At 63.2% G+C, this 24,567-nt stretch carries 22 protein-coding genes and 1 pseudogene; 19 read left to right on the top strand and 4 right to left on the bottom strand.

Going from position 1 to position 24,567, the window contains the following annotated elements:
• Positions 1-57: 57 nt before the first annotated feature.
• From C481_RS12315 to C481_RS12340, 6 genes are all read left to right on the top strand, one after another.
• Positions 58-2,301 carry a bacterio-opsin activator domain-containing protein gene (locus C481_RS12315; RefSeq protein ID WP_006109551.1) on the top strand — a complete coding sequence of 748 codons (2,244 nt, stop codon included), beginning with the start codon at positions 58-60 and terminating at the stop codon, positions 2,299-2,301.
• 226 nt (positions 2,302-2,527) lie between these two features.
• Positions 2,528-4,504: an acetate--CoA ligase gene (gene acs, locus C481_RS12320; protein WP_006109552.1), complete on the top strand. Its 1,977-nt coding sequence runs from the start codon at positions 2,528-2,530 to the stop codon at positions 4,502-4,504.
• 67 nt (positions 4,505-4,571) lie between these two features.
• Complete coding sequence (locus C481_RS12325; RefSeq protein ID WP_049904626.1) at positions 4,572-5,024, top strand: DUF4212 domain-containing protein; 453 nt, start codon at positions 4,572-4,574, stop codon at positions 5,022-5,024.
• Positions 5,021-6,751, top strand: coding sequence for a sodium:solute symporter family transporter (locus C481_RS12330; RefSeq protein WP_006109554.1), 1,731 nt, complete (start codon positions 5,021-5,023; stop codon positions 6,749-6,751). Before C481_RS12325 ends, C481_RS12330 begins: the two co-directional genes overlap by 4 nt.
• 2 nt (positions 6,752-6,753) lie before the next feature.
• Positions 6,754-7,215, top strand: coding sequence for a universal stress protein (locus C481_RS12335; RefSeq protein ID WP_006109555.1), 462 nt, complete (start codon positions 6,754-6,756; stop codon positions 7,213-7,215).
• Between the two features lie 85 nt (positions 7,216-7,300).
• Positions 7,301-7,519, top strand: coding sequence for a hypothetical protein (locus tag C481_RS12340; protein ID WP_006109556.1), 219 nt, complete (start codon positions 7,301-7,303; stop codon positions 7,517-7,519).
• A 30-nt stretch (positions 7,520-7,549) separates the two neighbouring features.
• On the opposite strand, the gene C481_RS12345 is transcribed toward C481_RS12340, so the two are convergent.
• Both C481_RS12345 and C481_RS12350 read right to left on the bottom strand, forming a co-directional pair.
• Entirely contained in the window at positions 7,550-7,777 is a 228-nt protein-coding gene (locus C481_RS12345; protein ID WP_006109557.1) for a hypothetical protein, read from the bottom strand.
• A gap of 48 nt (positions 7,778-7,825) precedes the next feature.
• A complete protein-coding gene (locus C481_RS12350) occupies positions 7,826-8,302 on the bottom strand; it encodes a cupin domain-containing protein (protein WP_006109558.1) in 477 nt (158 codons plus the stop codon).
• 116 nt (positions 8,303-8,418) lie between these two features.
• On the opposite strand from C481_RS12350, the gene C481_RS12355 reads away from it, so the two are divergent.
• The gene (locus C481_RS12355) at positions 8,419-9,003 is read left to right on the top strand and encodes a tRNA (cytidine(56)-2'-O)-methyltransferase (protein WP_006109559.1); all 585 of its coding nucleotides are present in this window, start codon (positions 8,419-8,421) and stop codon (positions 9,001-9,003) included.
• Between the two features lie 47 nt (positions 9,004-9,050).
• Here C481_RS12355 and C481_RS12360 read toward each other — a convergent pair whose 3' ends face one another.
• Positions 9,051-10,583, bottom strand: coding sequence for a TrkH family potassium uptake protein (locus C481_RS12360; protein WP_006109560.1), 1,533 nt, complete (start codon positions 10,581-10,583; stop codon positions 9,051-9,053).
• Between the two features lie 215 nt (positions 10,584-10,798).
• Here C481_RS12360 and C481_RS12365 point away from each other — a divergent pair, with 215 nt between their 5' ends.
• The 4 genes from C481_RS12365 (at position 10,799) to C481_RS12380 (ending at position 13,279) form a co-directional block, all read left to right on the top strand.
• Positions 10,799-11,164 (top strand): amphi-Trp domain-containing protein, encoded by a 366-nt coding sequence (locus C481_RS12365; protein WP_006109561.1) that lies wholly within the window; start codon positions 10,799-10,801, stop codon positions 11,162-11,164.
• 89 nt (positions 11,165-11,253) lie between these two features.
• Entirely contained in the window at positions 11,254-11,790 is a 537-nt protein-coding gene (gene tfe, locus C481_RS12370; protein ID WP_006109562.1) for a transcription factor E, read from the top strand.
• Positions 11,791-11,799: 9 nt separating this feature from the next.
• Positions 11,800-12,504 (top strand): DUF2110 family protein, encoded by a 705-nt coding sequence (locus C481_RS12375; RefSeq protein WP_006109563.1) that lies wholly within the window; start codon positions 11,800-11,802, stop codon positions 12,502-12,504.
• A 1-nt stretch (position 12,505) separates the two neighbouring features.
• Complete coding sequence (locus C481_RS12380) at positions 12,506-13,279, top strand: DUF5803 family protein (RefSeq protein ID WP_006109564.1); 774 nt, start codon at positions 12,506-12,508, stop codon at positions 13,277-13,279.
• A gap of 54 nt (positions 13,280-13,333) precedes the next feature.
• Here the strand turns inward: C481_RS12380 and C481_RS12385 are convergent, their stop codons facing one another.
• Positions 13,334-13,825 carry a chemotaxis protein CheW gene (locus C481_RS12385; RefSeq protein ID WP_006109565.1) on the bottom strand — a complete coding sequence of 164 codons (492 nt, stop codon included), beginning with the start codon at positions 13,823-13,825 and terminating at the stop codon, positions 13,334-13,336.
• Positions 13,826-14,018: 193 nt separating this feature from the next.
• On the opposite strand from C481_RS12385, the gene C481_RS12390 reads away from it, so the two are divergent.
• From C481_RS12390 to C481_RS12425, 8 genes and pseudogenes are all read left to right on the top strand, one after another.
• Complete coding sequence (locus C481_RS12390; protein WP_006109566.1) at positions 14,019-14,888, top strand: chemotaxis protein CheW; 870 nt, start codon at positions 14,019-14,021, stop codon at positions 14,886-14,888.
• 103 nt (positions 14,889-14,991) lie between these two features.
• Positions 14,992-15,353: pseudogene (gene cheY / locus C481_RS12395) on the top strand (chemotaxis protein CheY).
• The gene (locus C481_RS12400) at positions 15,350-16,669 is read left to right on the top strand and encodes a chemotaxis protein CheB (protein ID WP_006109567.1); all 1,320 of its coding nucleotides are present in this window, start codon (positions 15,350-15,352) and stop codon (positions 16,667-16,669) included. The pseudogene cheY and the gene C481_RS12400 overlap by 4 nt, the downstream one beginning before the upstream one ends.
• Positions 16,662-21,026, top strand: a complete 4,365-nt coding sequence (locus C481_RS12405; protein ID WP_006109568.1) for an ATP-binding protein — start codon at positions 16,662-16,664, stop codon at positions 21,024-21,026. The genes C481_RS12400 and C481_RS12405 overlap by 8 nt, the downstream gene beginning before the upstream one ends.
• A gap of 82 nt (positions 21,027-21,108) precedes the next feature.
• Positions 21,109-21,714, top strand: a complete 606-nt coding sequence (locus C481_RS12410) for a chemotaxis protein CheC (protein ID WP_006109569.1) — start codon at positions 21,109-21,111, stop codon at positions 21,712-21,714.
• Positions 21,711-23,039, top strand: a complete 1,329-nt coding sequence (locus tag C481_RS12415) for a chemotaxis protein CheC (RefSeq protein WP_006109570.1) — start codon at positions 21,711-21,713, stop codon at positions 23,037-23,039. Before C481_RS12410 ends, C481_RS12415 begins: the two co-directional genes overlap by 4 nt.
• Positions 23,036-23,557, top strand: a complete 522-nt coding sequence (locus C481_RS12420; RefSeq protein WP_006109571.1) for a chemotaxis protein CheD — start codon at positions 23,036-23,038, stop codon at positions 23,555-23,557. Before C481_RS12415 ends, C481_RS12420 begins: the two co-directional genes overlap by 4 nt.
• On the top strand, positions 23,554-24,531 hold the full coding sequence (locus tag C481_RS12425; RefSeq protein WP_006109572.1) for a CheR family methyltransferase: 978 nt from the start codon (positions 23,554-23,556) through the stop codon (positions 24,529-24,531). Before C481_RS12420 ends, C481_RS12425 begins: the two co-directional genes overlap by 4 nt.
• Positions 24,532-24,567 lie beyond the last annotated feature (36 nt).

A 24,567-nucleotide genomic window follows, 5' to 3' on the forward strand; every position in this document is an offset into this window, starting at 1 on the left:
TGAATACGGCGAGTATAGCCGATACAATTATATTCCTCTCAGCTCAAAGCGCGAAACATGACTGCGGAGGCAGCCGACACGGCCCCACTCTCGCCCCGCCAGTACGAGTTCATCCTCGACGCCGCGGAAACCTACCGGGAGGGACTCGTCGTGCGCTGCTGTGGCGAAGTCGGTCTCCGCCCGGCTGAACTCGCCGCGCTCACCGTCGGCGACATCGAGCAGGTGCGGATCGATCCGCCGCGATACGTGGTTCGCGTTCCCGCCGTCGGTGATCGGGAGGGGACCGGCCACACTGCGTACCTCCCGACGCGGGTCGAGCAGGAGGCGCGTCGGTACGCCCGGAGCAACGGGCTGGGAGCCGACGACCGGATTTTCGACGTGACGGCCCGGCGGTTGCAGATGCTCGTCGCCGAGGTGGCGACGCGGGCGAGCGAACGGTTCGATCAGCCGGCCCTCGCCGACGTTTCCTCGAGCGATCTGCGCCGATACTTCGCGCGCCGAGCGCTCGTCGACCGCGACATCAATCCGCGCGCCGTCAAGGCCGCCGGCGGCTGGCAGAGCTTCGAGACGCTCGAATCCTACTTCCCGACGCCGACCGATTCCGAACTCGTCGAGGCGTTCGACGCCGTCGAACGCCCGTCGTCACCGCGACTCGGAGCGTCGAACGCCCGCTCCGGACGACCGATGAGCGACGACAGCGTCGTCCGGTTACTGTTGGCCGCGAGCGACCGGTACGCCCTCGTCCGACTCGACGAGGAGGGGTACGTCGAACGGTGGAATCGGAGTGCCGCCGCCCTGTTCGGCTATCGGGCCGGCGAGATCGTCGGCACGCACGTCTCCGCCTTCTACACCGACGAGGCGGTCGAAGACGGCGTCCCCGAGCGGACGCTCGCGACCGCGCTGGAAGAGTCCGGCATCGAACAGGAAGGGTGGCGCGTTCACCGGGACGGCTCCCGCGTTCGTGCGACCGAAGTCGTCTCGCCGCTGCGCGACGAGCGGGGTCGACACGACGGCTACGCCGTCTTCGTCCGGGACATTTCGACCCACCACGACGAACTCGAGGCGGTCCGGTCGGAGCGTACCGCCCTCGAGCGCCGGGCAGCGGTTGCTCGCCGGTACCGGGCGGTGACACGGGGGCTACTCGATGCGAGCGACCACGAAGCGGTCGAAGCGGCGGCCTGTCGCGCGCTCGCGGACGGTCAGCCCTACGAGTTCAGTTGGATCGACCGGACGACGGCGACGGCCGAGAGCGACGGGTGGCGGACGACGAGCGGCGTCGATGCGGCGGTGATCGATCGCCTCGTGCCGGCAGAGTGGGGAATAGGCACCGGAGACGGAGACAGGGCTCCGGCTGACAGCGAGGAAGCGGAGTCAGGGGGGTCCGATTCCGACGCGCCGATCGCGACGACGGTCGTCGATCAATCCGTCGAGGAGTTCGCCGGCACTGAACTCGCCGGCGTCCCGCTGACCTACGGCGATACGACCTACGGCACGCTCGGCGTCGGGACGACCCGCGAGGACGCGTTTACGGAGGGTGAGCGACGGTGGCTTGCGACGATCGGTCGGCAGACCGGCTACGCGATCACCGCCGTTCGGCGGCGGAACCTGCTGCTCTCGGACCGCGTCGTCGAGGTCGACATCCGTTGCCAGGACGCGAGTTCGTTCTTCGTCGAGGCCTCCCGCCAGTGTGGCTGCCGGTTCGAACTCGATTCGCTGGTGCCGATCTCGGAGTCGACGCAGTTGTACTATCTTCGGCTCGCGGACGCGCCGCCCGCCGACGTGTTCGACCTGGCGGCGGCCGATCCGGGAATCGAAGACTGTCGCCTCCTAGAGACTGAACCGGACGGGTGGCGCATCGAAGTCGTCGTCGAGGGCTCGTCGCCGACGCGGACGCTGACCGAGTACGGCGTAACCGTTCGCGAGGCGGTTACCGCCGACGGAACGACGACGATCACGGCCGAGTGTGCGGCCGAGGCAGACCTGCGGACGATCCTCGAGGGGCTGCAGTCGGTGTTTCCGGAGTCATCGCTGATCGGCAAGCGCGAGGCCGAGCGAGCCGTTCAGACGGCCCGCGAGTTCAGGGAGGGACTCGAGGATCGATTGACCGACAGACAGGTTGCAGCGTTGCGAGCCGCGTACTTCGGGGGGTACTACGATTGGCCCAGGGAGAGCACGGCCGAGGAGGTGGCGGACGCGATGGGGATCTCCTCGCCGACGCTACACAATCATCTGCGAAAGGGCCAACACGAACTGTTGCGGACGTTCTTCGACGATCCGTCGGAAACCGAACGGCACGAGTGACCGCAGCAATCGACTAGGCTTCTAGGGTGGATCGGCTATCGGCCGGACAGCGCGGTTCAGACGGTGGTTACTCGTTCGATCGATTGGCGATTCTGGCCGCGTAATCTCGCCGGTTGTGGTCAGTTCGGGCGGCGACCGTAGCGACTCGTCCGCAAAACCGGCCGCGTTGGTTTGTACACCTAGAGGCTGGCTTTACTATGGCTGTCCCGCATTGATAGTTTGTATCATGTCACAGGAGGATGCCACGCTCGAGGCGCGGCTCGCGGAGCAGGAGGCGTTCGAACCGCCCGAGTCGTTCGTCGAGCAGGCTAACGTTACGGATCCGGGGATCTACGACGAGTTCGAGGAGAACTGGCCCGAGTGCTGGGAGCGGGCCGCCGATCTCCTCTCGTGGGACGAGTCGTACGATACCGTCCTCGACGACGGAAACGAACCGTTCTACGAGTGGTTCACCGGCGGCGAACTCAACGCCTCGTACAACTGCCTCGACCGGCACGTCGAGGACGGCGCGGCCGATCGCGAGGCGATCAAGTGGGAAGGCGAACTCGGGGAGACCCGCAGCTACACCTACGGCGAGTTGCTCGAGGAGGTAGAGACGTTCGCCGCGACGCTTCGCGGTCTCGGCGTCGAGGAAGACGACGTCGTCACGCTCTACCTGCCGATGATTCCGGAGTTGCCGATCGCGATGCTCGCCTGCGCCCGGCTCGGGGCACCCCACAGCGTCGTCTTCGCCGGCTTCTCCGCGGACGCGCTCGCGACGCGAATGAACTCGGCCGACAGCGAGTACCTGGTCACCTGCGACGGCTACTACCGCCGCGGGGACGCGCTCGATCACCTCTCGAAGACCAACGAGGGCCTCGAGGGCGTCGACCACGAGGTCTCCGACGTCGTCGTGGTCGACCGACTGGGCGACGACCTCGACCACTCGCTCGCCGACAACCAGCGCGACTACGACGAACTCGTCGCCGAGTACGACGGCGAGTCGGTCGAGCCCGTCTCGCGGGACGCCGAGGACATGCTGTTCCTGATGTACACCTCGGGAACGACGGGGCAGCCGAAGGGGGTGAAACACACGACCGGCGGCTACCTCGCCTACACGGCCTGGACCAGCCGCGCCGTGCTCGACCTCGAACCCGAGGACACCTACTGGTGTTCGGCCGACATCGGCTGGATCACGGGTCACTCCTACATCGTCTACGGGCCGCTCGCGCTCGGGACCACGTCGGTGATGTACGAGGGGACGCCGGACTATCCCGACAAGGACCGCCTCTGGGAGATCGTCGAACGCGAGGGCGTCGACGTCTTCTACACCGCGCCGACCGCGATCCGGGCGTTCATGAAGTGGGGCAGCGACTACCCCGAGCAACACGACCTCTCGTCGCTGCGCCTGCTCGGCACCGTCGGCGAACCGATCAACCCGCGCGCCTGGAAGTGGTACTACAAACACATCGGCGACGAGGAGTGCCCGATCGTCGACACCTGGTGGCAGACCGAAACCGGCGGGATGATGATCACGACGCTGCCGGGCGTCAACACCATGAAACCCGGCTCCGCGGGGCCGCCGCTGCCGGGCGTCGACGCCCGCGTCGTCGACGCACAAGGCGAGGAGGTCGACGCCGGCCAGGCCGGCTACGTCACCGTCAACAAACCGTGGCCCGGCATGCTCCGGACGCTGTACAACAACGACGAGCGGTTCCTCTCCGAGTACTGGCAGGAGTACTCCGACGAAGACGCCGACGAATGGGTCTACTTCCCCGAGGACGGGGCCAAGATCGACGACGACGGCTACATCACGATCCTCGGCCGCGTCGACGACGTGATTAACGTCTCCGGCCACCGCCTCGGCACGATGGAGATCGAATCCGCCGTCGTCGGCGTCGACGGCATCGCCGAAGCCGCCGTCGTCGGCGGCGACCACGAGGTCAAAGGCGAAGCCGTCTACGTCTACGCCATTCCCGAGGACGACTACGAGGGCGACGCTGAACTCGAAGAACGGGCTATGGACGCAGTGCTCGACTCCATCGGCCCCATCGCGAAACCCGAAGACGTGGTCTTCACGCCCGAACTCCCGAAGACGCGTTCGGGCAAGATCATGCGCCGACTCTTGGAAGACATCGCGAGCGGAAACGAACTCGGAAATACGTCGACGCTTCGGAACCCCGAGGTCGTCGACGACATCGCAGCGCAGGTCGAAACGGACTGAATCAGTTCGTTTCCACCGATTCATTCGGACTGAAACAAGACGCAGACGCGACACGACACAGATACCCATGCCAGATGAAAACACTCATGACGCGAGGAACGGGAGTAAAGACATTGCGACTGACGGGGGGATGACCGACGTCGAGCGCGAACAGCAGATCGACTATATGGACGTCGAAATCAACTTGTTGAAGCCGGCGACCCCATTTATGCGGGATCATCTCCGCATCATATGGATTGGCTTCACGATTTGGGTCCTGACGACATTTGCCCCGATTACGGCGACGCGTCTCGCACCCGAGATTATGACGACGCAGATACCGGTAATCGGCTTTCCGTTGCACTACTTCCTGCTTGCGGTCGTCGGACCGGGGGCGGCACTCGTCCTCTCGGTCTGGTACGCGCGAAAGCGCGATCAGATCGACGAAAAGTACGGCATCTCACAGGACGTTGCCGAACCGGAGATGACCGAGACCGTTGCGGACGACGCGGCCGCGGCTGATGGGGGGATCGGCGAATGAGTGGCAGTATCCCGCTGCTGGCGGATTCTGCGGTCGGTGCACTACAGACGGTTCCGCTGCAATCGGACGAAGCGTTGCTTCCGGAAGGGCTCGATATTTCGTTCAAGCTGGTGCCATCGATCATCGTCATCGGCATGATGCTGTTGTTCATCGTGGCCGGCTTCATGTTCAAGGCCGCGAACACGGACGATATGTGGGTCGCCGGCCGTTCGATCGGGAATATCGAGAACGGAATGGCGATCGGGGCCAACTGGATGTCGGCCGCGACGTATCTCGGGGTGGCGGCTACCGTCGCCGTCTCGGGCGTCTACGGCCTGGCGTTCGTCGTCGGCTGGACGACCGGCTACTTCGTCCTGCTGATCTTCATGGCCGCCCAGATGCGGCGGTTCGGAAAGTACACCGCGCCGGACTTCGTCGGCGACCGATTCAACTCCGATACGGCACGCGCGCTCGCAGCCGTCACCACGTTCCTGATCGGGTTCGTCTACGCGCTCGGGCAGGCCCGCGGGATGGGGCTCGTCGGAATGTACATTCTCGGCGACTGGTCGGAGATCACCGGCGGCGTGCTGACCGGCTACCAGACGATGATGGTGATCTTCATGGTCATCACCGTCGCGTACCTGTCGCTGTCGGGGATGCTCGGCGCGACCAAAAACATGGTCCTGCAGTACGTCATCCTCATCAGCGCGTTCCTGCTCGGACTGCTGGTTACCGGCTGGTCTGCCGGGTTCTCCACGCTGTTACCGCAGCTCGAGTACGGCATGATGATCGACAGCCTCTCAAGCGAGTTCTCCGAACCGTTTGCGGAGGGGAGCTACTACCTGTGGATCGCGACGTGTTTCAGCCTCGTCTTCGGCACGTGCGGGCTCCCGCACGTGCTGGTCCGGTTCTACACGGTCGAGAACGAACGGGTCGCCCGCTGGTCGTGTACCTGGGGGCTGTTCTTCATCGCGCTGCTGTACCTGAGCGCACCCGCCTTCGCCGCGTTCGGAACCGCGCTGTACGGTGACCAGATCGGTCCCGTCTACGGCGATCCGGGCATGACCGGCGCGGCCGGCGACGTGCTCGTCGTGTTGGCGACCCAGCTGGCGGGATTACCCGAGTGGTTCGTCGGCTTCGTCGCCGCCGGCGGTATCGCCGCAGCAGTCGCGACGACGGCCGGGTTGTTCATCGCCGCCTCGTCGGCGATCTCCCACGACATCTACGCGAACATCATCAACGAGGACGCGACCCAGCGCCAGCAGGTCCTCGTCGGTCGCTTGAGCATCATCCTGATCGGGGCGCTCACGATCATCTTCGCGCTTGACCCGTCGGCATCGATCGCCGCGCTGGTCTCGTTCGCGTTCTCGCTGGCCGCCATCGTGCTGTTCCCGATGTTCTTCCTCGGTCTCTGGTGGGAGAACACCAACCGACCGGGCGCGCTCGCCGGGATGATCTCCGGCCTGATCATCTGGCTCATCCCGATGTTCAACGAGGGCCACTTCGGCTCCGGCTGGGGTATCGAGGCGCTTACGACCTGGATGCCGGCTATCGGCTCGGCGCTCATCGGCACGCCGATCGTGTTCGCGATCACGATCGTCGTCTCGCTCGCGACCACCGAACCGCCGCTCGAGACCAAACAGATGGTCCGGCAGTGTCACAGCCCCGAACCGATGCCGAGCGACAAGACCGCGGCGGACATCGTCGCCGAAAAGAACGGCAATGCTAACGCGCCCGCGGACGACTGATCATGTACGAGCGTATACTCGTTCCGACCGACGGGAGCACGGTCGCACAGGCGGCGGTTGAACAGGCGATCGATATCGCCACGCAGTACGACGCGGAGGTTCACTCGCTGTTCGTCGCCGACACCGACGCGATCGCCTACGGACTCGGCACCGAACAGGTCGACCGCATTCGACAGGGCGAGTTCAGGGAGATGACGGAGTTGCGCGAGGACGCCGAGGCGGCGACCGGCTACGTCACGGACGCGGCCGAAGCGGCCGGGCTGACCGCTTACGAGCGCCACGCCGGCGGCCAGCCACATCGAATGATCGCGGACTACGCCGAGGACAACGACATCGACCTGATCGTGATCGGGAGCCACGGCCGGTCGGGCGTCCGACGAGCATTGCTCGGTAGCGTTACCGAACGCGTGCTCCGCTCGACGCACGTTCCCGTGCTGGTCGTCGACCACGTCGAGGACGACTGAATCGGACACACGACAGCAGTCAATCGATCACACACTATTTCGACATGATACGCACAGCAGTCATCCAGTCGAGAGGAGTCCGCTCATGAGCGTCGCCGATCGGCTGCGCGAACACGTCACGGAGAACGGGACCGGAATGGTCTACGACCTGCTGTTCGCCGTCGTCTGGGTCGGACTCGTGAGCTTCCTCTTCGAGTTCGTCTTCCTGGACGCGCCCACGTGGGCATACTACATGTTCATGCTCTCGGGTGTCATCGCCTACTACGGGTTTTTCTTCTCGCTCGAGCAGGCCAAACGGCAGTGACGCGGGCCTGCCCGAGCGCGACGGCGCGTCTCAGTCGTCCGCTCGAGCCGCGAGCCCTCGTTGTCTCACCCGGAAACACAGCAGCGCAACGCCGGCGAAAATGATCGGCGTCGCCAGATCCGACGGCGATCCGGAGAGAGCCGGTTGGACGCTCATTCCGGCCATCACGGCGAACAACAGCGCCAGCAGACCGGCAATCGGAACGACGAAACCGCCCGTGATCGACGACCACCGCTCGTCGTTCGGTTCGTTGGGCATACCGTCTACTAGTCGCGTGCTAACTAATATCGATCGCTTCGGATCGCGTTAGGGGTCCCAGTACTCCGTTTCGTCGTCGATTCGGTAGTAGCCGTGAAACGACCGCTCGCCCCGTCCACCCGGCGGCGAACCGACGAAGACGCCGAATTTGTTCATCTCGGGGTATACCGTCACGTCAGGCTCGTTCATCGTCGACAGTGCCAGATAGCGAAGCGGGTCGTCGCCATCGTTGACGACGCGGTGGCCGCCCCGTTCGTCGGCCGGAAGCGTCACGTAATCGCCCGCGGTCAGCGATTGTTCGCCGTCGGTACAGCGGAGTCGTCCCGCTCCTGCCAGCACGTACAACGCCTCCTCGTTCGCCGTGTGATAGTGGTAGGGCCACGAGCGCATTCCCGGCGGCAGTTCGTAGAGGCTACAGCCGAGTTCACTCGCGCCGACGGCGTTCGAGAGTTCTTTTCGCCGGAAGGCCGTGGCTCCGTGATCGTACTCGTCCCACTCGAGCGCGGCGTCGTTGATTTTGTCCATGCGCGTGTATCGCCATCGAGTCTCAAAGTAGTTCACCGACGATCGCTGGCCGTGCACGGGCCGATTCGAAAGCGAAACCCCCTAACCCGGTCCGGAACTGCATACNGCATACGAGCATGCACGACGACGCTTCGAACGGCCCGGGGGTCGCCGTCCTCCGACTCGGCCACCGTCCCGGCCGGGACGACCGAATGACGACCCACGTGGGATTGACCGCCCGCGCGCTCGGTGCCGACCGCGTCTGGTTCTCCGACAACGCCGGCCAGTCGAAAGAAACCGTCGACGACATCACGGACCGCTTCGGCGGCCCTTTCACGGCCGAACTGACGGATTCACCCCACTCCCTACTCCGCAACTGGGAGGGGCAAGTCGTCCACCTCACGATGTACGGCCAACGCGTCCAAGATGTCGAGGGCGATATCCGCGAGGCCCACCGGGACGACGGCGAGCCGCTACTCCTCGTCGTCGGCTCCGAAAAGGTCTCGTTCGATGTCTACGAAGAAGCCGACTGGAACGTCGGCGTCACCAACCAGCCCCACTCCGAAGTCGCCGGCCTGGCGGTCTTTCTCGACCGACTGTCCGAGGGCGCTGAACTCGAGCGCGAGTGGGTGGACGCCGATCGGACGGTCATCCCGATGGAGACCGGCAAGCGGGTCGAATCGGTGCCAACAGACGACGGTCCCGACACCTCCGCGTCGTAGCGATGCGTTCCGGCGAGCGACGAGCGGTCGAGCGCGACAGCGACCAGTTACTGCCACCAGTACGTCGGCGTGAGGATGATCAGCACCGACAGGATCTCCAATCGACCGATCCACATCAGGAAGACCATGTACAGTTTCGCCGTATTCGAGAACGGGAGATAATTATTCATCGGGCCGACCGTCCCGAATCCCGGACCGATGTTTCCGAGCGTCGCCATCGTCGTGCTCATCGCCTCTAGCGTCGAGAGCGACGGGCCGGCCCGGAGCGAATCGAAATAGAGCAATACCGTGGAGACCGCGAACAGGACGAGAAACAGGAACGTGAACGCGAGGAGTCCGCGGATCGTCTCCTCGTCGAGGACCTCGGTCGAGGTACGGATCGGAACGACCGCATCAGGGTGAACGGTCGTGTAGAGTTCACGACGAACGAAGCGCTGGATCACGTACCACCGGATGATCTTTATCGATCCGGCGGCGGATCCGACCGATCCTCCGAAAAACATCATAAACAGGAGCACGGTCTGTGTTGCGGGGCTCCACGCGTTGAAATCGAGACTGGCGTACCCGGTCGTCGTGATGAACGACAGCGATTGAAAGAGCGCGTGTCTGGCCGCCGACTCGAACTCGCCGGTGAGCGATCCGACGGGGACCGCGACCTCCGTGACCCCGGCACCGGTGACCAGAAGCAAAAAGAGGACGCCACCGGCGACGGTAACCGTGCTCACGTAGGACCTGAACTCCGTGTTTTCGACGAGGCGTCCCGGCTTCCCGTGGAACGCGTACCAAAAGAGGGCGAAGTTCGTCCCCGCGATGAGCATAAACGGCATGATCGTCCACTGTATTACCGGGCTGAACGCTTCGATACTCCGCGCCTCGGGCGAAAATCCGCCCGTTGGCATCGTGGTGATGGCGTGAGCGACCGCATTGTAGAACGTCATTTCGGGGGCGAATCCGGCGAGATTCCACCCGTAATAGAGGGCGATCGCGAGCACCGTAAATCCGATATAGATCTTCCACAGCGCCCGTGCGGTCTCTTGAATGCCGGGCGTCAACTTCTCGATGCTGAATCCGGGTGCCTCCTCTTCCATCACTTGCGCCCCGCCGACCGAAAGTTGGGGCAGAATTGCGACCATTAGAACGATGATTCCCAAGCCGCCGAGCCACTGGGTAAACTGCCGCCACAGCAACACCGAGCGGGAATGCGTTTCGAACGAAATATCGGCGAGTACCGTCGCGCCGGTCGTCGTGAAGCCGCTCATGCTTTCGAAAAGGGCATCGACGGGATGACCGATCGTCCCCTGGCCGGCAACGAGATAGGGAATCATCCCCAGTATCGGAACGGCGAGCCACGTGAGCGCCACGAACAGGAACCCCTCACGGTGGCCGAGTTTCGGCTCCGGATGCAGTCGTTCGAGAAGGGTCCCCGCGACGATCGCTATCACGATCGTGATGGCGAACGGGAGCACGCGTTCCCCATAGATGAGCGCAGTGACAAGGGGTGCGAGAAGCGGAATGGTCATGTACTTCAGCACCGTTCCGACCAGGCTCACCGAAATACCGTACTCGACGCGAAGACCCATCGGTATCCCTCTGCATTCCGCTAGGTAATCATACTTGTGCGCGCTAATCGTTGTGGCCGGATTGCGTTCGTAACAAATCTCGCTCCGACATCGCCTATCAACGGGCTCGTCGACCCCCCAAAGCGCCAGTCACTTCGGTACACCCCTCGTCGACGCGGCCCGAGCCTGCTTCTTCCCAGCCAACCTATTTGTGTCCGTTCGGTGGTACGTACCCTATGGGCGACACGACGACGTACGAAGACGAAATGTCACGGGAAGCGGCCGCCGACCGACTGCGAGCCATCGCCGCTGAACTCGAGGACGACGGCGCTGCAGACATCCAGGTCGGAAACAAACGCCTGGCGCTCTCACCGGGAGACCCGATCGAATACGCAATCGAGGTCGAAGAGCGCTCGCCGATGCTCGGTGGGGAGCGCGAGGAGATCACGGTCACGCTCGGCTGGAAGGAAGCCACCCCACAGGAAGAACAGAACTCCGATCGTAGCCGGGACCAGGATCCAGACACCGGCCAAGAGCGCGCACAGAACGACCGAAGCGGGGAATCCGAGACTCAGAGCGAGCAAGACGACAGCCTGCTCTAAGCCGGCGACGCGCTGGGATCGATACCGCCACCGAATTCAGGCGTCGTCGCTCAAAAGACTTAATTGCCACATGGCGTTACGGATAGGTAATGGCTTTTGAGGACCTGCTCGAGGATCCAGTCATCCAGAAGTACTTGCACGAGCTGGTCGGTCCCAAGGGGATGCCCGTCGCGGCGGCACCGCCGGACGGGGAAGTGACCGACGAGGAGCTTGCAGAGGATCTAGATCTCGAGTTGAACGACGTGCGGCGTGCGCTGTTTATCCTGTACGAGAACGATCTCGCCAGCTACCGCCGGCTGCGCGACGAGGACTCGGGCTGGCTCACCTACCTGTGGACCTTCGAGTACGACAACATCCCCGAAAACCTCGAATCGGAGATGTATCGACTCCACGAGGCCTTAGAACAGCGCCAGGAGTACGAACGCAACCACGAGTTCTACCTCTGTGAAATCTGCTCGATCCGATTCGAGTTCGGCGAGGCCATGGACTTCGGCTTCGAGTGTCCCGAGTGTGGCTCGCCGCTCGAATCGATGGACAACGACCGGCTCGTGACGGCGATGGAAGACCGCCTCACGGCGCTGGAGGACGAACTCAATATCGATACCGACGTGGATGTGGACGCCTGATCGATAGTAATGGTCGTACTCGCAACCAAACTGTACGTCGAGGGCGACGCCCGCGAACGTGCACTCGATTCGCTGCGGTCGCTGGTCGGGAACGAAATCGGCGACCTCGAAGTCGAGTTCGAACTCGGGGTGCGCCACGACGACTTTCCCTCGGTGACCATCGAGGGCGACGACGCGACCGTCGCGCGAAACGTGCTCCGCGAGGAGTTCGGCGAAATCGTCCCCGATCTCGAGGCCGGCGAGACCTACGCCGGCACGCTCGAATCCTGGGACGAGGACGGACTCGTCCTCGATGCCGGCCAGCCGGTCCGGATTCCGGCGGCCGAACTCGGGCTGGGCCCCGGCTCGCCGACGCAGATCCGCGATCGGTACGGGCTGGTTCAACACATGCCGATGCGGTTCGTCTACGGCGGTAGCGGCGGTGGTGGCGAGCCTGAGGCCGGAACCGAAACCACCTCGCGGCTCGCAGACGACGAACGCGACCGCCTCTATGAATGGAGCCGCGGGGACGGTCGGCTCAACGTCAACAGCGCGACCCGCGCGGAGGTTCGCGCCACGCTCAACCGCGCGGGCCACGCCCACGACTACGTCACGATCGAACGGCTCGGGCTCCTCGAACAGAGCGTCATCTGCACCGAGAACACGGACCCGCCCGGGTTGCTCGCGAGCATCGGTGAGTACCTCCCGGCCGAACTGCGATGCGTCGTCCCCTAACATGAACCGCCGGCTCGTTCTCGCCTCGGTCGCAGTCGTCCTCCTCGTCGGCCTGGCCGGGTGTTCGGCCTTCGGTGGCGGCATCTCCGACGACGAACTCGACCGCAACCAGTCCTACGACGATCTCCGCGACGCCGATTCCGACGTGACCATCGACATCGAAGGCGGCAACCTCATCAGCAACGGCGAGTTCCGCGCCGTCTACGATCTAAACGACACCGACGAACTCTCGCTGTACCGATCGTCGTTCTACCAGGAGGAACCGCTCGACATCCACAGCGTCCGCTACTGGTATCCGAACGGCACCGAGGTGACGGGATCCGAACTCGAAATCGACCAGGGTCAGTCCAGTACTACTGTCCAGGTACCGGACGGCAACGGAACGCTTGCGCTGTCGGGGCAGGCCGGGAGTAACACGTTCCAGTTGCCCGCGTACGTTTCGGGATCCTACGAGGTTACCGTGCCGGAGGGCCACCGCACGTCGAACTTCCTCCTCGGAAACGCCAGACCGGGCGGCTACGATCGAGAGGTCGTCGACGACCGAGAGCGACTCACCTGGGACCAACTCGACGGTACGATCTCGCTTCGCTACTATCAGACGGGCAATATCCCGCTGTTCCTCGGGCTCGTCGGCCTGGTCGTCGTGATCGGCTCCATCGGGATCGCCTACTACTACCGGCAGGTCAAGCAACTCCAACGGGAGCGCGAGGAGTTAGGACTCGATGTCGAACTCGAAGACGACGACAACGACGGCCCGCCGCCAGGACTCCGGTAACGGTCACACGCGGCGAAGCTACACGCGGTTCGCTATTCGAGAGACCGGTTCGAGTTAGCCGTGAATCGCTTCCTCGTCGAGCAGGACGACCTCTGTTCCATCGTCGTCCCCGTCCGCGCTGAACTCGATCCGGCCGGTAACGAATCGGGTACTCGTTCGCGTCGGTTCGAGTTCAGTGCGAGGGACGGTTTTCGTGACGTCCACATCGTCGACGAGCCAGCCGTAGTGTCGCCCGTCGGCGTCGGTGTCGGTGAACACGAGAAGAAGCGGCTCCGGGAGTTCGGAGACGGGGCGATGTGTCGATTCGAAGATGCGGTGGAGATCGACGACGCGAACTCGTTCACCGGAAACGGCGACGCTGCCGGCGTTCCACGGATCGGCGGTTGCGTCAAGGCCGTCGGTATCCGCGATACTGAGAACGGAGGCAACGGCGTCGGCGCGGACGCAGTAGCGGGTGTCGCCGAGGGCGAAGGTGAGAACGCGGAGTTGGTCGGAATCGCTGGAGGACGCTGTGTCGACCGTGGGGTCGTCTGCAGCCGACGTCATAGTGATGTGTGACCTTCGAGGGTGGTGCCAAGTACTTTGTGCAGTTCGAAAGAAGGACCGGCGACGGCGACGGCGAGTCACAGTCGATGGCGGGGTGAAGTATCGGTGACCCGAGGCGGGTCAGCAAGTCAGCAAAGCTGACATCCACAGGAGTCAACGTTTTACCACTGGACTGGAATACACCAACAGGAACATGGCCCCGGATCTGCCCGAGAAACTGCTTGGAATCGACATCGACGATGCAGACGCCCGTTCACGCCAGTCGACGATCGATCAGGAGGAAGAAGAAGACCGTGTTCGGGTCGTCGGGTTCGGGGTCGGTGGCTACCGGCTCGCCGTTCCCGTCGCCGACGTGCGGACGACGACCGACCGGCCGGACGACCTGACAAGCGTCCCGCGTACCCCCGAGGCGATCGCGGGCATCACGGATCTTCGGGGCGAGATCACGGCCGTAATCGACCCCACCGTGCACTTCCCGCCGAAAACAGCGGACGCCTCGGCCTCGAAAGCGGCTTCCGATGCCATCGAAGAGCAAAACGCGCCCCACTCGCCGTCCGAAACGGCCGCGCTCACCGCCGAGCGGGAACAACTCCTCGTCTTCGACCGCGGCTCGGACGACCAGTCCGCTGCGATTCGCGTCGAGCAGGTCTACGGCGTCGATGCCGTCCCCGAAAGTAACGTCTTCGACTTGACCACCATCGACGACAGCGACCTCTCCGGTGACGCGCTCGAACACCCGCTCGTCAGCAAACTCGTCACGAAAGAACGACCGGAACGACGCGGCGACCGAACGCGGGGTTCGGGACCGACAGCAGCCAACGCGGACAGCGTGGGAGCGAGCAATGCAGCCGTCATCGAATCCGCCGACGAGTTCAGCGCCGAGGGTGACGCCGCCGTCGACTCTGCGCTGGAATCACCGACGGCCGCCAGCGCGGATCGCGCCGAAGACGAACGCGAGGCCGATCCGCGGACGATCATCGAGGTGACGCCGGTCATCGACGTCGAGAAACTCCTGCTCGCCTCCGGCTCGATCGAGCCCTCGTCGGCTGAACTCGAGTCCTGACCCGAGAGCGGCGTCGGATCGGTATCGACACTTATCACGTCTGATAATCGGGAGACAGCATTTATGGTAGTTGTATCGCTACCGGACTGTGGTGTACTAGTGAATGTCGACAGGGGTGCTCATCGTAGACGACTCACATTTTATGCGGAATTTACTGCGACAGATCCTGGAACAGGATCACCGCATCATCGGGGAGGCGTCAAACGGTGCTGAAGCGGTCAAGCTGTACAAAGAACACGATCCCGACATCGTGATGATGGACATCGTGATGCCCAAGTGCAACGGGATCAAGGCGACGGCGGCGATCAAGAAGATCGATCCCGACGCTCGCGCATCATGTGTACGAGTGTCGGGCAGCGAGAGAAGATGAAACTCGCCGTCAAGGCCGGCGCTGACGGCTACGTCACGAAACCGTTCGAGGAGCCAAGCGTCAGGAAGGCGCTGACAGACGTTATTGCGGCATGACGCGGGTACTCGTTGTCGACGACTCGAGATTCATGCGAACAGTCATCGGCAACGCGCTCACCGAGGCCGGCTACGAGGTCGAAACGGCGACGAACGGTGTCGAAGCGGTCGAAACCGTCACGTCGTTCGATCCGGCCGTCGTGACGATGGACGTCGAAATGCCCGAGCTGGGCGGTATCGAGGCCGTGGAACGAATCATGGCCGATAATCCGACGCTGATTCTCATGCTCAGCGCCTACACCAGCGAGGGCACCGACGCGACGCTCGACGCTCTCGAACGCGGGGCGATCGACTTCCTGCACAAGCCCGACGGCTCGGGATCGCGAAACATCGGCCACCTCGCCGATGATGTCGTCGCGAAGGTCGACGAACTCGCGGCCGCCGACGTGTCGTCACTCGCACTCGCCCGTGCTGCGGCGAGTGCACACGCGACATCGACGCACGTCGCCGACGCGCCGTCCCGATCCGCGACGCCGGCGGGGACAACCGCGAGCACGAGCGTCAGCTCGGCAACCTCGTCGGTGAACTCGTCTCCGGCAGGCCCCGAGACGCCGTCACCGCCGGCGACCGCAACGCCGGTGACTGACCGCGCTCGAGCCGACACGGACGAGTTCAGCGCGACCGATGCGCCGGTTATCGTTATCGGTGCCTCGACCGGCGGCCCGAAGATCGTCGAACGACTGTTCGCTCGGTTGCCGCTCGCGCTCGAGGCGACGGTCGTCGTCGTCCAGCACATGCCGCCCGAGTTCACCGACCGGTTCGCGGCGCGACTCGACGCGCACAGCGAGTACGCGGTCCGCGAGGCGACGGACGGTGCACGGATCGGACCCGGCGAGGCGGTTGTCGCCGCGGGTGGCTACCATCTGCAGGTGGTGGATAGCGAGCGTGAATTGGGACCCGATCCCGCTCACGACCTCGACCTCGACCCCGGCCCCGAAACTTCGGGCGCGGGCCAAACACACTCGCAGTCGCTTCGGGTCGCACTCGACGATGGCGAGCGTCGCCACGGACTGCGGCCGGCGATCGACGTGTCGATGGAGACCGCCGCCGAGCAGGTCACGGGGCCGCTCTGTGGCGTCGTGCTAACGGGAATGGGAAGCGACGGAGCGGCCGGAATCGAAGCGATCCAGGGCGCTGGTGGCTACACCATCGCCCAGAACGAGGCGACGAGCCCGGTCTTTGGGATCCCCTGTCAGGCGATCGAAACGGGATGCGTCGATACGGTCGTTCCCGACACGGAAGTCGTACCGACGATCCTGGAGACGTTTACGGCCGCTGACGCCGGCAACGGCGGCGAGGGTGAGACCGATGACTGACTACTGGAGCGATTTCGTTCGCGAGAGCGAAGACCGTATTACCGAACTGAACAACGCGTTGCTGACCTTAGAGCGCAATCCGGACGACGAAGCAGCGATGGACAAGATCTTCCGGATCGCGCACACGCTCAAGGGCAACTGCGGCGCTGCGGGGCTCGAATCCGCAAGTAACCTCGCACACGCAATCGAGGACGTTCTCGATGCCGTTCGCCGGAACCGGCTGACGGTCTCGCCGGAACTGATGGACGCCATCTTCGACGCCGTCGACGAACTCGAACGGATGGTCGAGGAGGTCGCCCTCGAGGGCGAGATCGAAACCGATCCCTCGGCGACGATCGACTCCCTCCGGGCACAACTCGAACCAACCGCGGAAACGGACGGTCTTTCCTCACCCTCGACGGCTGAAATCGAGCGCATTCTCTCACACTTCGAGCCCCCGGCGGACGACAACCACAGCGCCTACCTCGCGCGAATCGAGGTGGCTGACGATGGAGCGAAAGATGATCACGAAGAGATCGACAACGGCATTCTGGTCGTCGAAGCGCTAATCGACGCGTTCGATCTGATCGGGACCGATCCCGATCGATCGACCATCGCGGACGGCGCTTACGGCACGACCTTCGACGCCGTCTTCGGCAGTGCAGTCGGCAAGGGCGCGATCGCCTCCGGACTCGATCCCGTCGGCGAAGTCGCCGACTTCGAACTCGTCGACGTAACGACGCAGTTCGAGGATCTCGTCGCCGACAGAGAGGAGACAGCCGACACAACGACCGCCGAACCCGGCAGCCAACTCAGCGCCGACGAGGCACAGGAACTCGAAGTCGACGACCTTCTCGACGAGTTCACCGAGTTCGACGACTTAGACGAGAAAGTCGAGGAAGTCGACGATAGCGACCTCGACGTCTTCGACGACATGGGCGATGCGGGCGCGTTCGACGATTTGCTTGCAGACGCCGACGCGGATGTCGACGATCTCGACCTCGGGAGTCCGGCACCATCGGAGCCATCTGCAACGGCAGATGCGGGCGTAAGTACGGGCGCAGACCCAGAGCCAGCCAACGGGAGCACCGAAACCGACGCCTCCGACACCGCTGACGATTCGACGACGGCGACCGAGACGGAGCAGGCCTCGGCGACGGCTGCCCCCGACGAAAGCGACGACGTCGACGACGCGGAGGCCGTCTTCGCAGAACTCAAAGACGAGGTCGACACCGTCGGCTTCGACGAACTCCAGGAGGAACTCGCCGAACTCGAGTTCGACGAGTTCGACCAGGAGGACGAGGTCGGCATGGACGAACTCCTCGGTGATGCGGCCGACGCGGATGAGCCCTTCCTCGCCGGTGACTCCCTGAACGCGGACGAAGTCGAGTCCGTGTCCGATGCTGAACTCGATGAGTTGGTGGTCGCCGACGACGCGTCGGTATCTGCGGACGATGACGGTGGTGAGACGCTGGCGTCCGATGCTGTCGGTGAGGAGTCTGCTGGTACAGACGAGCCAGCCGATGCGCAGGAACGCGAGACTGATGCTGGTGGGGTTGCCGAGTCCGCATCTGCATCTGGATCCGCAGCCACATCCGGGTCTGCGTCCGAATGTGATGCTGAATCTGACCCCGAGACCGACGCTGCGGACGGACTGGCCGAATCGGCCGAGTCGACCGAATCTCCCGAGGAGGCGGCCGAATCGGTTGCTGACGATACGTTCGAGTTCGATTCAGAAACGTCCGTCGAGACGGATGGTGCGGACGACACCGCACCCGAAACAGCATCCGCGTTCGAGTTCGAGTCGGATGCCGAGTCTACAGCGGCCACGACGCAGGAGTCAGCGACGGAATCGGAGACGACGGCCGAGACCGACACCGATCCGCTCAATGGATCGTCGATCGACGATAGTGAGACTGCGGCGTGGTTCGACGAGACGGACGAGGCGGACGAGACGGTCGAGCCAGATGAGGCGGCATCACCCGCCACTGACGATCCCGGTGTCGACGCTGACAATGCGTCCGCGGTCGATGCCGAATCAGCGGATCGTACCCAGAAATCGGACGCTGGTATCGAGTCGAACGCTGAGGGCGATACTGGAGAGTTCAGTGAGGCCGATCGTGGCGGTGAACTCGAGTCTGACTCGACGGTGTCGACGCCGACCGATGACTCAACCGATGAGACTGTGGCAAGCGAGGAGGACGAGCGGATCGAGTCGGGAGTTGAAACAGCGGCGACCGAGGCAGACGATACGGCCGACACAACCGCTACAACTGGTTTCGACGCCGAGGATAGCGATGCCTCAGCGTTCGACGAGTCGGAACCAGTTGCCGAGGCGTCCGGGTTTGATTCGCAGTCGGGATCGACGACTCCCGAGTTCGAACCCGCGGACGCCGACTCCGACACCACCGATATCGAGAGCGGCAGTGACGAGGAGGCCGGTGGAGACGACGAGTTCAGCGAAGTCGAGACGGACTTCGACCCAGCAGTCACCGACGATGACGTCGCGTTCGACGATATCGACCGAGCGGACGCCGCCGATGCCGAGGCGTTCACGAGTGGCCTCGATACAGAAGTCGACGACCATTCGTCGACTTCGAGAACAGAAACGCCAGCCGAATCGGCACTCGGGAGTGACTCCGCAACGGACGACCTGGACGGATTCGATGGCTTCGACGACGACGCGTTCGCGGACCTCGACGAGTCACTCGAGAGCGAGCCACAGACGTTCGAATCCGACTTCGATTCAGCCGCCGCTGTCGGGACCGATTCCGGGTTCGAGACGACTCCCGAATCGAGCGCAGACGGTTCGGACGGTGGTGCTGTATCCAGCGGAGAATCCTCCGCGACGGATTCGCCACGCATCGACGAACCGAACCTCGAGATCCCCGAGATCACCGTCCCCGAAACGGTCGAGCGGCCGGACACGGACCGGGAGACCGACGAAATCCAGTCCGTCCGGGTCGATGTCGAGCAGATCGACGAACTGCTCACGCTCGTCGAGGGACTGGTGACGAGTCGCGTCAGACTCCGCCACGAGGTCGAATCCGGCCAGTTCGGCCAGTCCGTCGCCGACGCCGGTGCGATAACCGACGAACTCGACGATCTCGAGGACCTGACGACGGATCTTCAGGAGACGGTGATGGACGTTCGACTCGTTCCGCTGCGGACGGTCGCGAACCGACTGCCGCGCGTCGTGCGCGATATCGCCCGCGATCAGGGCAAGACCGTCGCCTTCGAGATGAGCGGCGAGGACGTTGAACTCGACCGGAGCATTCTCGACCGGCTTCGAGATCCGTTGATCCATCTCGTCCGAAACGCGGTGGATCACGGGATCGAATCCCCCGAAGAACGGGACGCCGCTGACAAGCCGGAAGAGGGGACCGTCGAGGTTTCGGCGTCTCGCTCGCGGGATCGAGTGGTGATCACGGTGTCGGACGACGGCAGTGGTCTCGATCCCGAACGACTTCGCTCCGAAGCGATCGAAGAAGGCGTCCTCTCTGCGGATGACGCCGCGGAACTGGACGACGAGTCGGTCGCAGATCTCGTCTTCCATCCTGGCTTCTCGACGACCGAGGAGGTCACGGATGTCAGTGGCCGCGGCGTCGGCATGGACGTCGTTAAGCGGACGATTGAAGATCTCGATGGGTCCGTTTCGATCGAGACCGACCCGAGTGAGGGAACGACCGTGACGATGTCGGTTCCCGTGTCGATCGCGATCGACGACGTGCTATTCGTCGAAAGCGGCGGCGAAGAGTTCGGCATTCCGACGAAGGCGGTTTCGGATATCGTTCCGGTCGAGTTGGTCGAGGAAGTCGATGGTGAGGCGGTCTTGCTGGATAGTGCTGGAAGTAGTGAGTCGGACCGTGGTGTCGAGGTCGAATCCGGGGCTGGGGACGGGGCTGTAGAGGCCGACGGAGATGATGTTGGTAGCAATGATGATACTGATGCGACAGCCACCGACGATGACGATACCGACGAGCGTACGCAAGAACGGGGAACGCCGGTGATTCGACTCGGCGAAGAACTCGGTGTGATCGACGAGTCGGCAGCCGGCTCGGAAACGGACACCAGTGCCAGCACCGAGACGAGTGCAGGCAGCGCGCCTGACACAGCCACGACCGGAACACGGTCCGGGCTGGCTGCGACGGGCAGCCGAGACGATAGGCCGGGACCGCGAAGTCCGGCACGCGGGATGGTCGTTCGGATCCGCGAGAATGTGCGACCGATCGCGCTTCGCTGTGACGCCGTTTACGGTCAGCAAGAAGTCGTTGTCAAGCCTTTCGAAGGGTTCATGGCAAATCTGCCGGGACTCAGCGGGGCAACGGTTCGTGGCCGCGGGAAAATTGTCAATATTCTGGATGTGACGACACTATGAACGGAACGGTATCAAAATCGAGACACGGAGAACCGGTTGCGGTTGCAGACGCAGACACTGACGCATATCGACGGAGGAATTCATGACGCTGATGGTCGACATTCGGAAACTGAGTTTCATTAACGAAATGGCAAAGGTCGGGACGAACGGCGTCGCCGACAACATGACCAAACTGACGGGGGAGGACGCCCAGATGGAGGTGATGAAGACGAACTTTATCGATGTCGACGACATCGATTCGCAACTCGAACCCGGCAAGCGGGTCGGGGTGCGCGTTCGCCTTCTCAACCCGCCACACGGGCATATTCTCATCCTGTTCCCGGAGGAGAGCGCAAAGAAGATCACGGCGATTATGCTCAACGATGTCGTCGATGACATGTCCGATGTCTCCGGAAAGATGGCCAGAAGCGCCGTCGAGGAGATGGGGAACATGATGGCGAGTGGCTTCATCGACGGCTGGGCCGACGTGATGGGGCGGATGATCGATACCGCGGCACCACAGCTCGTGTATGCTCCCGGCGAAGAAATCGTCACCCGAACAGCCGGGCTCGGAAACGACGATCTCGCCCTGTTCTTCGACTCGGACCTGACGGTGCCGAGCTACCAGATCGAGGCCGAGATCTACGCGTTCCCGGACCTAGAAGAGTTCGTCGAACTGGTCAACGGCATCGACGTTCAAACCGCATGAAACTCGACGTCAACGCACTCGGGACGTTCTACCGAATGGCTCGAGAGGGGGCCGGCCTGGCAGCGGGGCGGTTGACACACATGACTGACGTCGAGACGCGGGCTGGCGTGACGAAACTCAACTTCATGCGCGGGCGGGAAATCCGGCGCGACTTCGAGGATTCGACAGCGAAAGTCGGCGTTCGGGTCGAACTCACCGGGGCGATCGAGGGCTACTCGGTCATCGTCTTCGAGCGCGAGAACGCCCTGCGGATCGTCGAGAGCCTACTCGAAGAGTCGGCCACGGACACGGATTCCGATCTGTCGGACGAGGCCGGTGAACTCGACGAGTTCAACGAGATGACCCGCAGTGCTGCGACGGAGGTTGGAAACATCATGAACAACGGGTTCATCGACGGCTGGGCCGACGTGCTCGAAACCGTTATCGATGTCTCGACGCCGGAGTTCGTCGAGGGACGCTCGGCGGATACCTTCTTCGACGAGGTCGAAAAGGCACCTGCGGGCGACGACCTCGCATTGCTCTTTCAAAGTCAGATCGAGACGGTCGAGACCCAGGTCGGGTTCAGCCACTATCTGTTTCCCGAGCGCGAGTCGATGGCGGCGTTGCTCGATCGACTCCGGACCAGCGGCGGTATCGAGTACGACAAGCTCGATGGCTTCGACCGGATGGCCGAACGCGGTGCCGAAGAGGTTGCCAAGACGGCGACGACGCTGACCGGCATCGATACGAGCGTCGAGATTCGCCGCCTCAATTTCGTGTCTCTGGAGACGATTCCCGAGCAGGTGCCCGACGAGCGACTCGTCGGCGTCGCCTTCGAGTTCGACGGCGTGCCCAGTGGCTACCTCTTATTCTTGTTCGACGAGGAATCCGCGAACGAAATCGTCGACGCCATGGTTCCGACGGGTGCTGGTGATACAGCGGAGACGGACGGTTTCGGCCAGATGGGCCAGAGCGCGATTCAGGAACTGGGCAACATCATGGCAAGCGGGTTTCTGGACGGCTGGGCGAACGTGCTCGATACGACGATCGACCACTCGACGCCCGAGTTCATCCACGATATCGGGGCTGCGGCCGTCGATCCCGTCGTGATCCAACTCGGCGAGGACCAGGAGTTTGCGTTCGTCTTCGATACCGTTATCGTGGCCGCCGGACGCGAGTTCGACTGTGAAGTCTATGCGATCCCGGACGAGTCTGACCTCGAACGGGCGCTAAACGATCTCGACGTGGATCGGATCGAAGAGGAACCGACGACGGCCGAATTCCAGAACGTTACCGGTACCGGCACTGACGGCGGCGCTGGTACTGGGGCAGATACCGACACATGAAGACCTACGGCACAGAACCGGGCGCGCCGACGTCGGTGCAGGTCGGAATCTCCGAACTGACCGTCAGCGACGGCGACGATACACTCAAATCCTACGGGCTCGGGTCGTGCGTGGCGATCGCACTGTACGACCCGGAAACGGAGATCGGCGGTCTCGCCCACACCATGTTACCCGACGGCGATGAGGCCGAAAACAGCGACCGCAAACCCGGCAAGTACGCAGATACCGCTATCCGGGCCCTTCTTCGACGCATGGTCGAACGCGGTGCAAGCTACACCACCGTCGAGGCGAAACTCGCCGGCGGTAGCGACATGTTCGAGTTCGATAGCTTCGGTGACGGCGTCGGGAAACGCAACATCGACGCCGCCAAAGCTGAACTCGAGAAGTTAGGCGTCCCACTCGTCGCATCGGATCTCGGCGGCGATCGCGGCCGAACCGTCGAGTTCACTCCTGAAACGGGAACCCTGCTCGTGAAAAGCTCCGACGAGAACGGCGATCACGGTGTGACGGAACTATGAGCGGTGAGACCGCCGTCAACCCCAGTGACGTCCGTGGTGATCCCGAGCAATTCGCCGACCTGATCGGCTACGTCGAGGACGAACTCGCGTTTGCGACGAGTCACTACAACGATAGCTATCTCGACCGACGGGTCGCTTCACGGATGCGCCGAACGCGCAGCGACACGTATCTCGAGTACCTCGAGACACTGCGCTCCGACCCGGACGAACGGGAGGCGCTGCTGGGGGCGTTTAGCATCAACGTAACCGGCTTTTTCAGGAATCCCGAGGTCTGGGACGGAATCCGAAAGATCCTTCGCCACTACAGCGCCGTGGGAGACGACGAGCCGATCCGAATCTGGAGTGCTGCCTGTGCAGATGGACGCGAACCGTACTCGCTATCGCTGCTCGCACACGCCGATCCGTCGATCGACGCCGAGCGGGTCGAGATTCTCGGAACGGATATCAGTGTCCCCGCACTGGAGACGGCTCGGACGGGCATCTACGAGGAACCACGCACCGTCGATCTGGGCGACCAACTGTCGTTTCTCGACGACTACGGGTCCTACGATCAGTACATCCAGCAACGCGACCGCACCTACCGAGTCAACGAAACGATTCGCCGCTCCGTCTCGTTCGAACGACACGACCTAATCAACGACGCTCCCAAATCCGGATTCGAACTCGTCGTCTGCCGAAACCTGTTTATCTACATCGACAACGCCTACAAACGGCCGATGTTGGAGACGATCGCCCGATCGCTCACGCCGGGCGGCTATCTGGTGATCGGGAAGGCAGAGACGATTCCACCGACGCTCAAATCCGCCTTCGAGGTCCGCGATGCCCGCCTTCGGATCTACCAGCGGGGCGATGCTCAACAGACTCGTCAGCGACCGACCCAGACACGATCGACCGGTAGCGAGGGTGACACCGATTCTGACTCCAAAACGGACGCCGAAACCGCTGTCGTCGAACCAACAGGCAACTCGGAGTAAGAGCCGAGTGACAGTGCTCGTGAGATCCGTCCTCCA

It is taken from the genome of Natrialba asiatica DSM 12278 (assembly GCF_000337555.1).
Lineage (GTDB): Archaea > Halobacteriota > Halobacteria > Halobacteriales > Natrialbaceae > Natrialba > Natrialba asiatica.

Bases quoted from the DNA above. Each gene is read 5' to 3' on its own strand.
- C481_RS12315 (WP_006109551.1), top strand. From the start codon at position 58: ATGACTGCGGAGGCAGCCGACACGGCCCCACTCTCGCCCCGCCAGTAC.
- acs (WP_006109552.1), top strand. From the start codon at position 2,528: ATGTCACAGGAGGATGCCACGCTCGAGGCGCGGCTCGCGGAGCAGGAG.
- C481_RS12325 (WP_049904626.1), top strand. From the start codon at position 4,572: ATGCCAGATGAAAACACTCATGACGCGAGGAACGGGAGTAAAGACATT.
- C481_RS12330 (WP_006109554.1), top strand. From the start codon at position 5,021: ATGAGTGGCAGTATCCCGCTGCTGGCGGATTCTGCGGTCGGTGCACTA.
- C481_RS12335 (WP_006109555.1), top strand. From the start codon at position 6,754: ATGTACGAGCGTATACTCGTTCCGACCGACGGGAGCACGGTCGCACAG.
- C481_RS12340 (WP_006109556.1), top strand. From the start codon at position 7,301: ATGAGCGTCGCCGATCGGCTGCGCGAACACGTCACGGAGAACGGGACC.
- C481_RS12345 (WP_006109557.1), bottom strand. From the start codon at position 7,777: ATGCCCAACGAACCGAACGACGAGCGGTGGTCGTCGATCACGGGCGGT.
- C481_RS12350 (WP_006109558.1), bottom strand. From the start codon at position 8,302: ATGGACAAAATCAACGACGCCGCGCTCGAGTGGGACGAGTACGATCAC.
- C481_RS12355 (WP_006109559.1), top strand. From the start codon at position 8,419: ATGCACGACGACGCTTCGAACGGCCCGGGGGTCGCCGTCCTCCGACTC.
- C481_RS12360 (WP_006109560.1), bottom strand. From the start codon at position 10,583: ATGGGTCTTCGCGTCGAGTACGGTATTTCGGTGAGCCTGGTCGGAACG.
- C481_RS12365 (WP_006109561.1), top strand. From the start codon at position 10,799: ATGGGCGACACGACGACGTACGAAGACGAAATGTCACGGGAAGCGGCC.
- tfe (WP_006109562.1), top strand. From the start codon at position 11,254: ATGGCTTTTGAGGACCTGCTCGAGGATCCAGTCATCCAGAAGTACTTG.
- C481_RS12375 (WP_006109563.1), top strand. From the start codon at position 11,800: ATGGTCGTACTCGCAACCAAACTGTACGTCGAGGGCGACGCCCGCGAA.
- C481_RS12380 (WP_006109564.1), top strand. From the start codon at position 12,506: ATGAACCGCCGGCTCGTTCTCGCCTCGGTCGCAGTCGTCCTCCTCGTC.
- C481_RS12385 (WP_006109565.1), bottom strand. From the start codon at position 13,825: ATGACGTCGGCTGCAGACGACCCCACGGTCGACACAGCGTCCTCCAGC.
- C481_RS12390 (WP_006109566.1), top strand. From the start codon at position 14,019: ATGGCCCCGGATCTGCCCGAGAAACTGCTTGGAATCGACATCGACGAT.
- C481_RS12400 (WP_006109567.1), top strand. From the start codon at position 15,350: ATGACGCGGGTACTCGTTGTCGACGACTCGAGATTCATGCGAACAGTC.
- C481_RS12405 (WP_006109568.1), top strand. From the start codon at position 16,662: ATGACTGACTACTGGAGCGATTTCGTTCGCGAGAGCGAAGACCGTATT.
- C481_RS12410 (WP_006109569.1), top strand. From the start codon at position 21,109: ATGACGCTGATGGTCGACATTCGGAAACTGAGTTTCATTAACGAAATG.
- C481_RS12415 (WP_006109570.1), top strand. From the start codon at position 21,711: ATGAAACTCGACGTCAACGCACTCGGGACGTTCTACCGAATGGCTCGA.
- C481_RS12420 (WP_006109571.1), top strand. From the start codon at position 23,036: ATGAAGACCTACGGCACAGAACCGGGCGCGCCGACGTCGGTGCAGGTC.
- C481_RS12425 (WP_006109572.1), top strand. From the start codon at position 23,554: ATGAGCGGTGAGACCGCCGTCAACCCCAGTGACGTCCGTGGTGATCCC.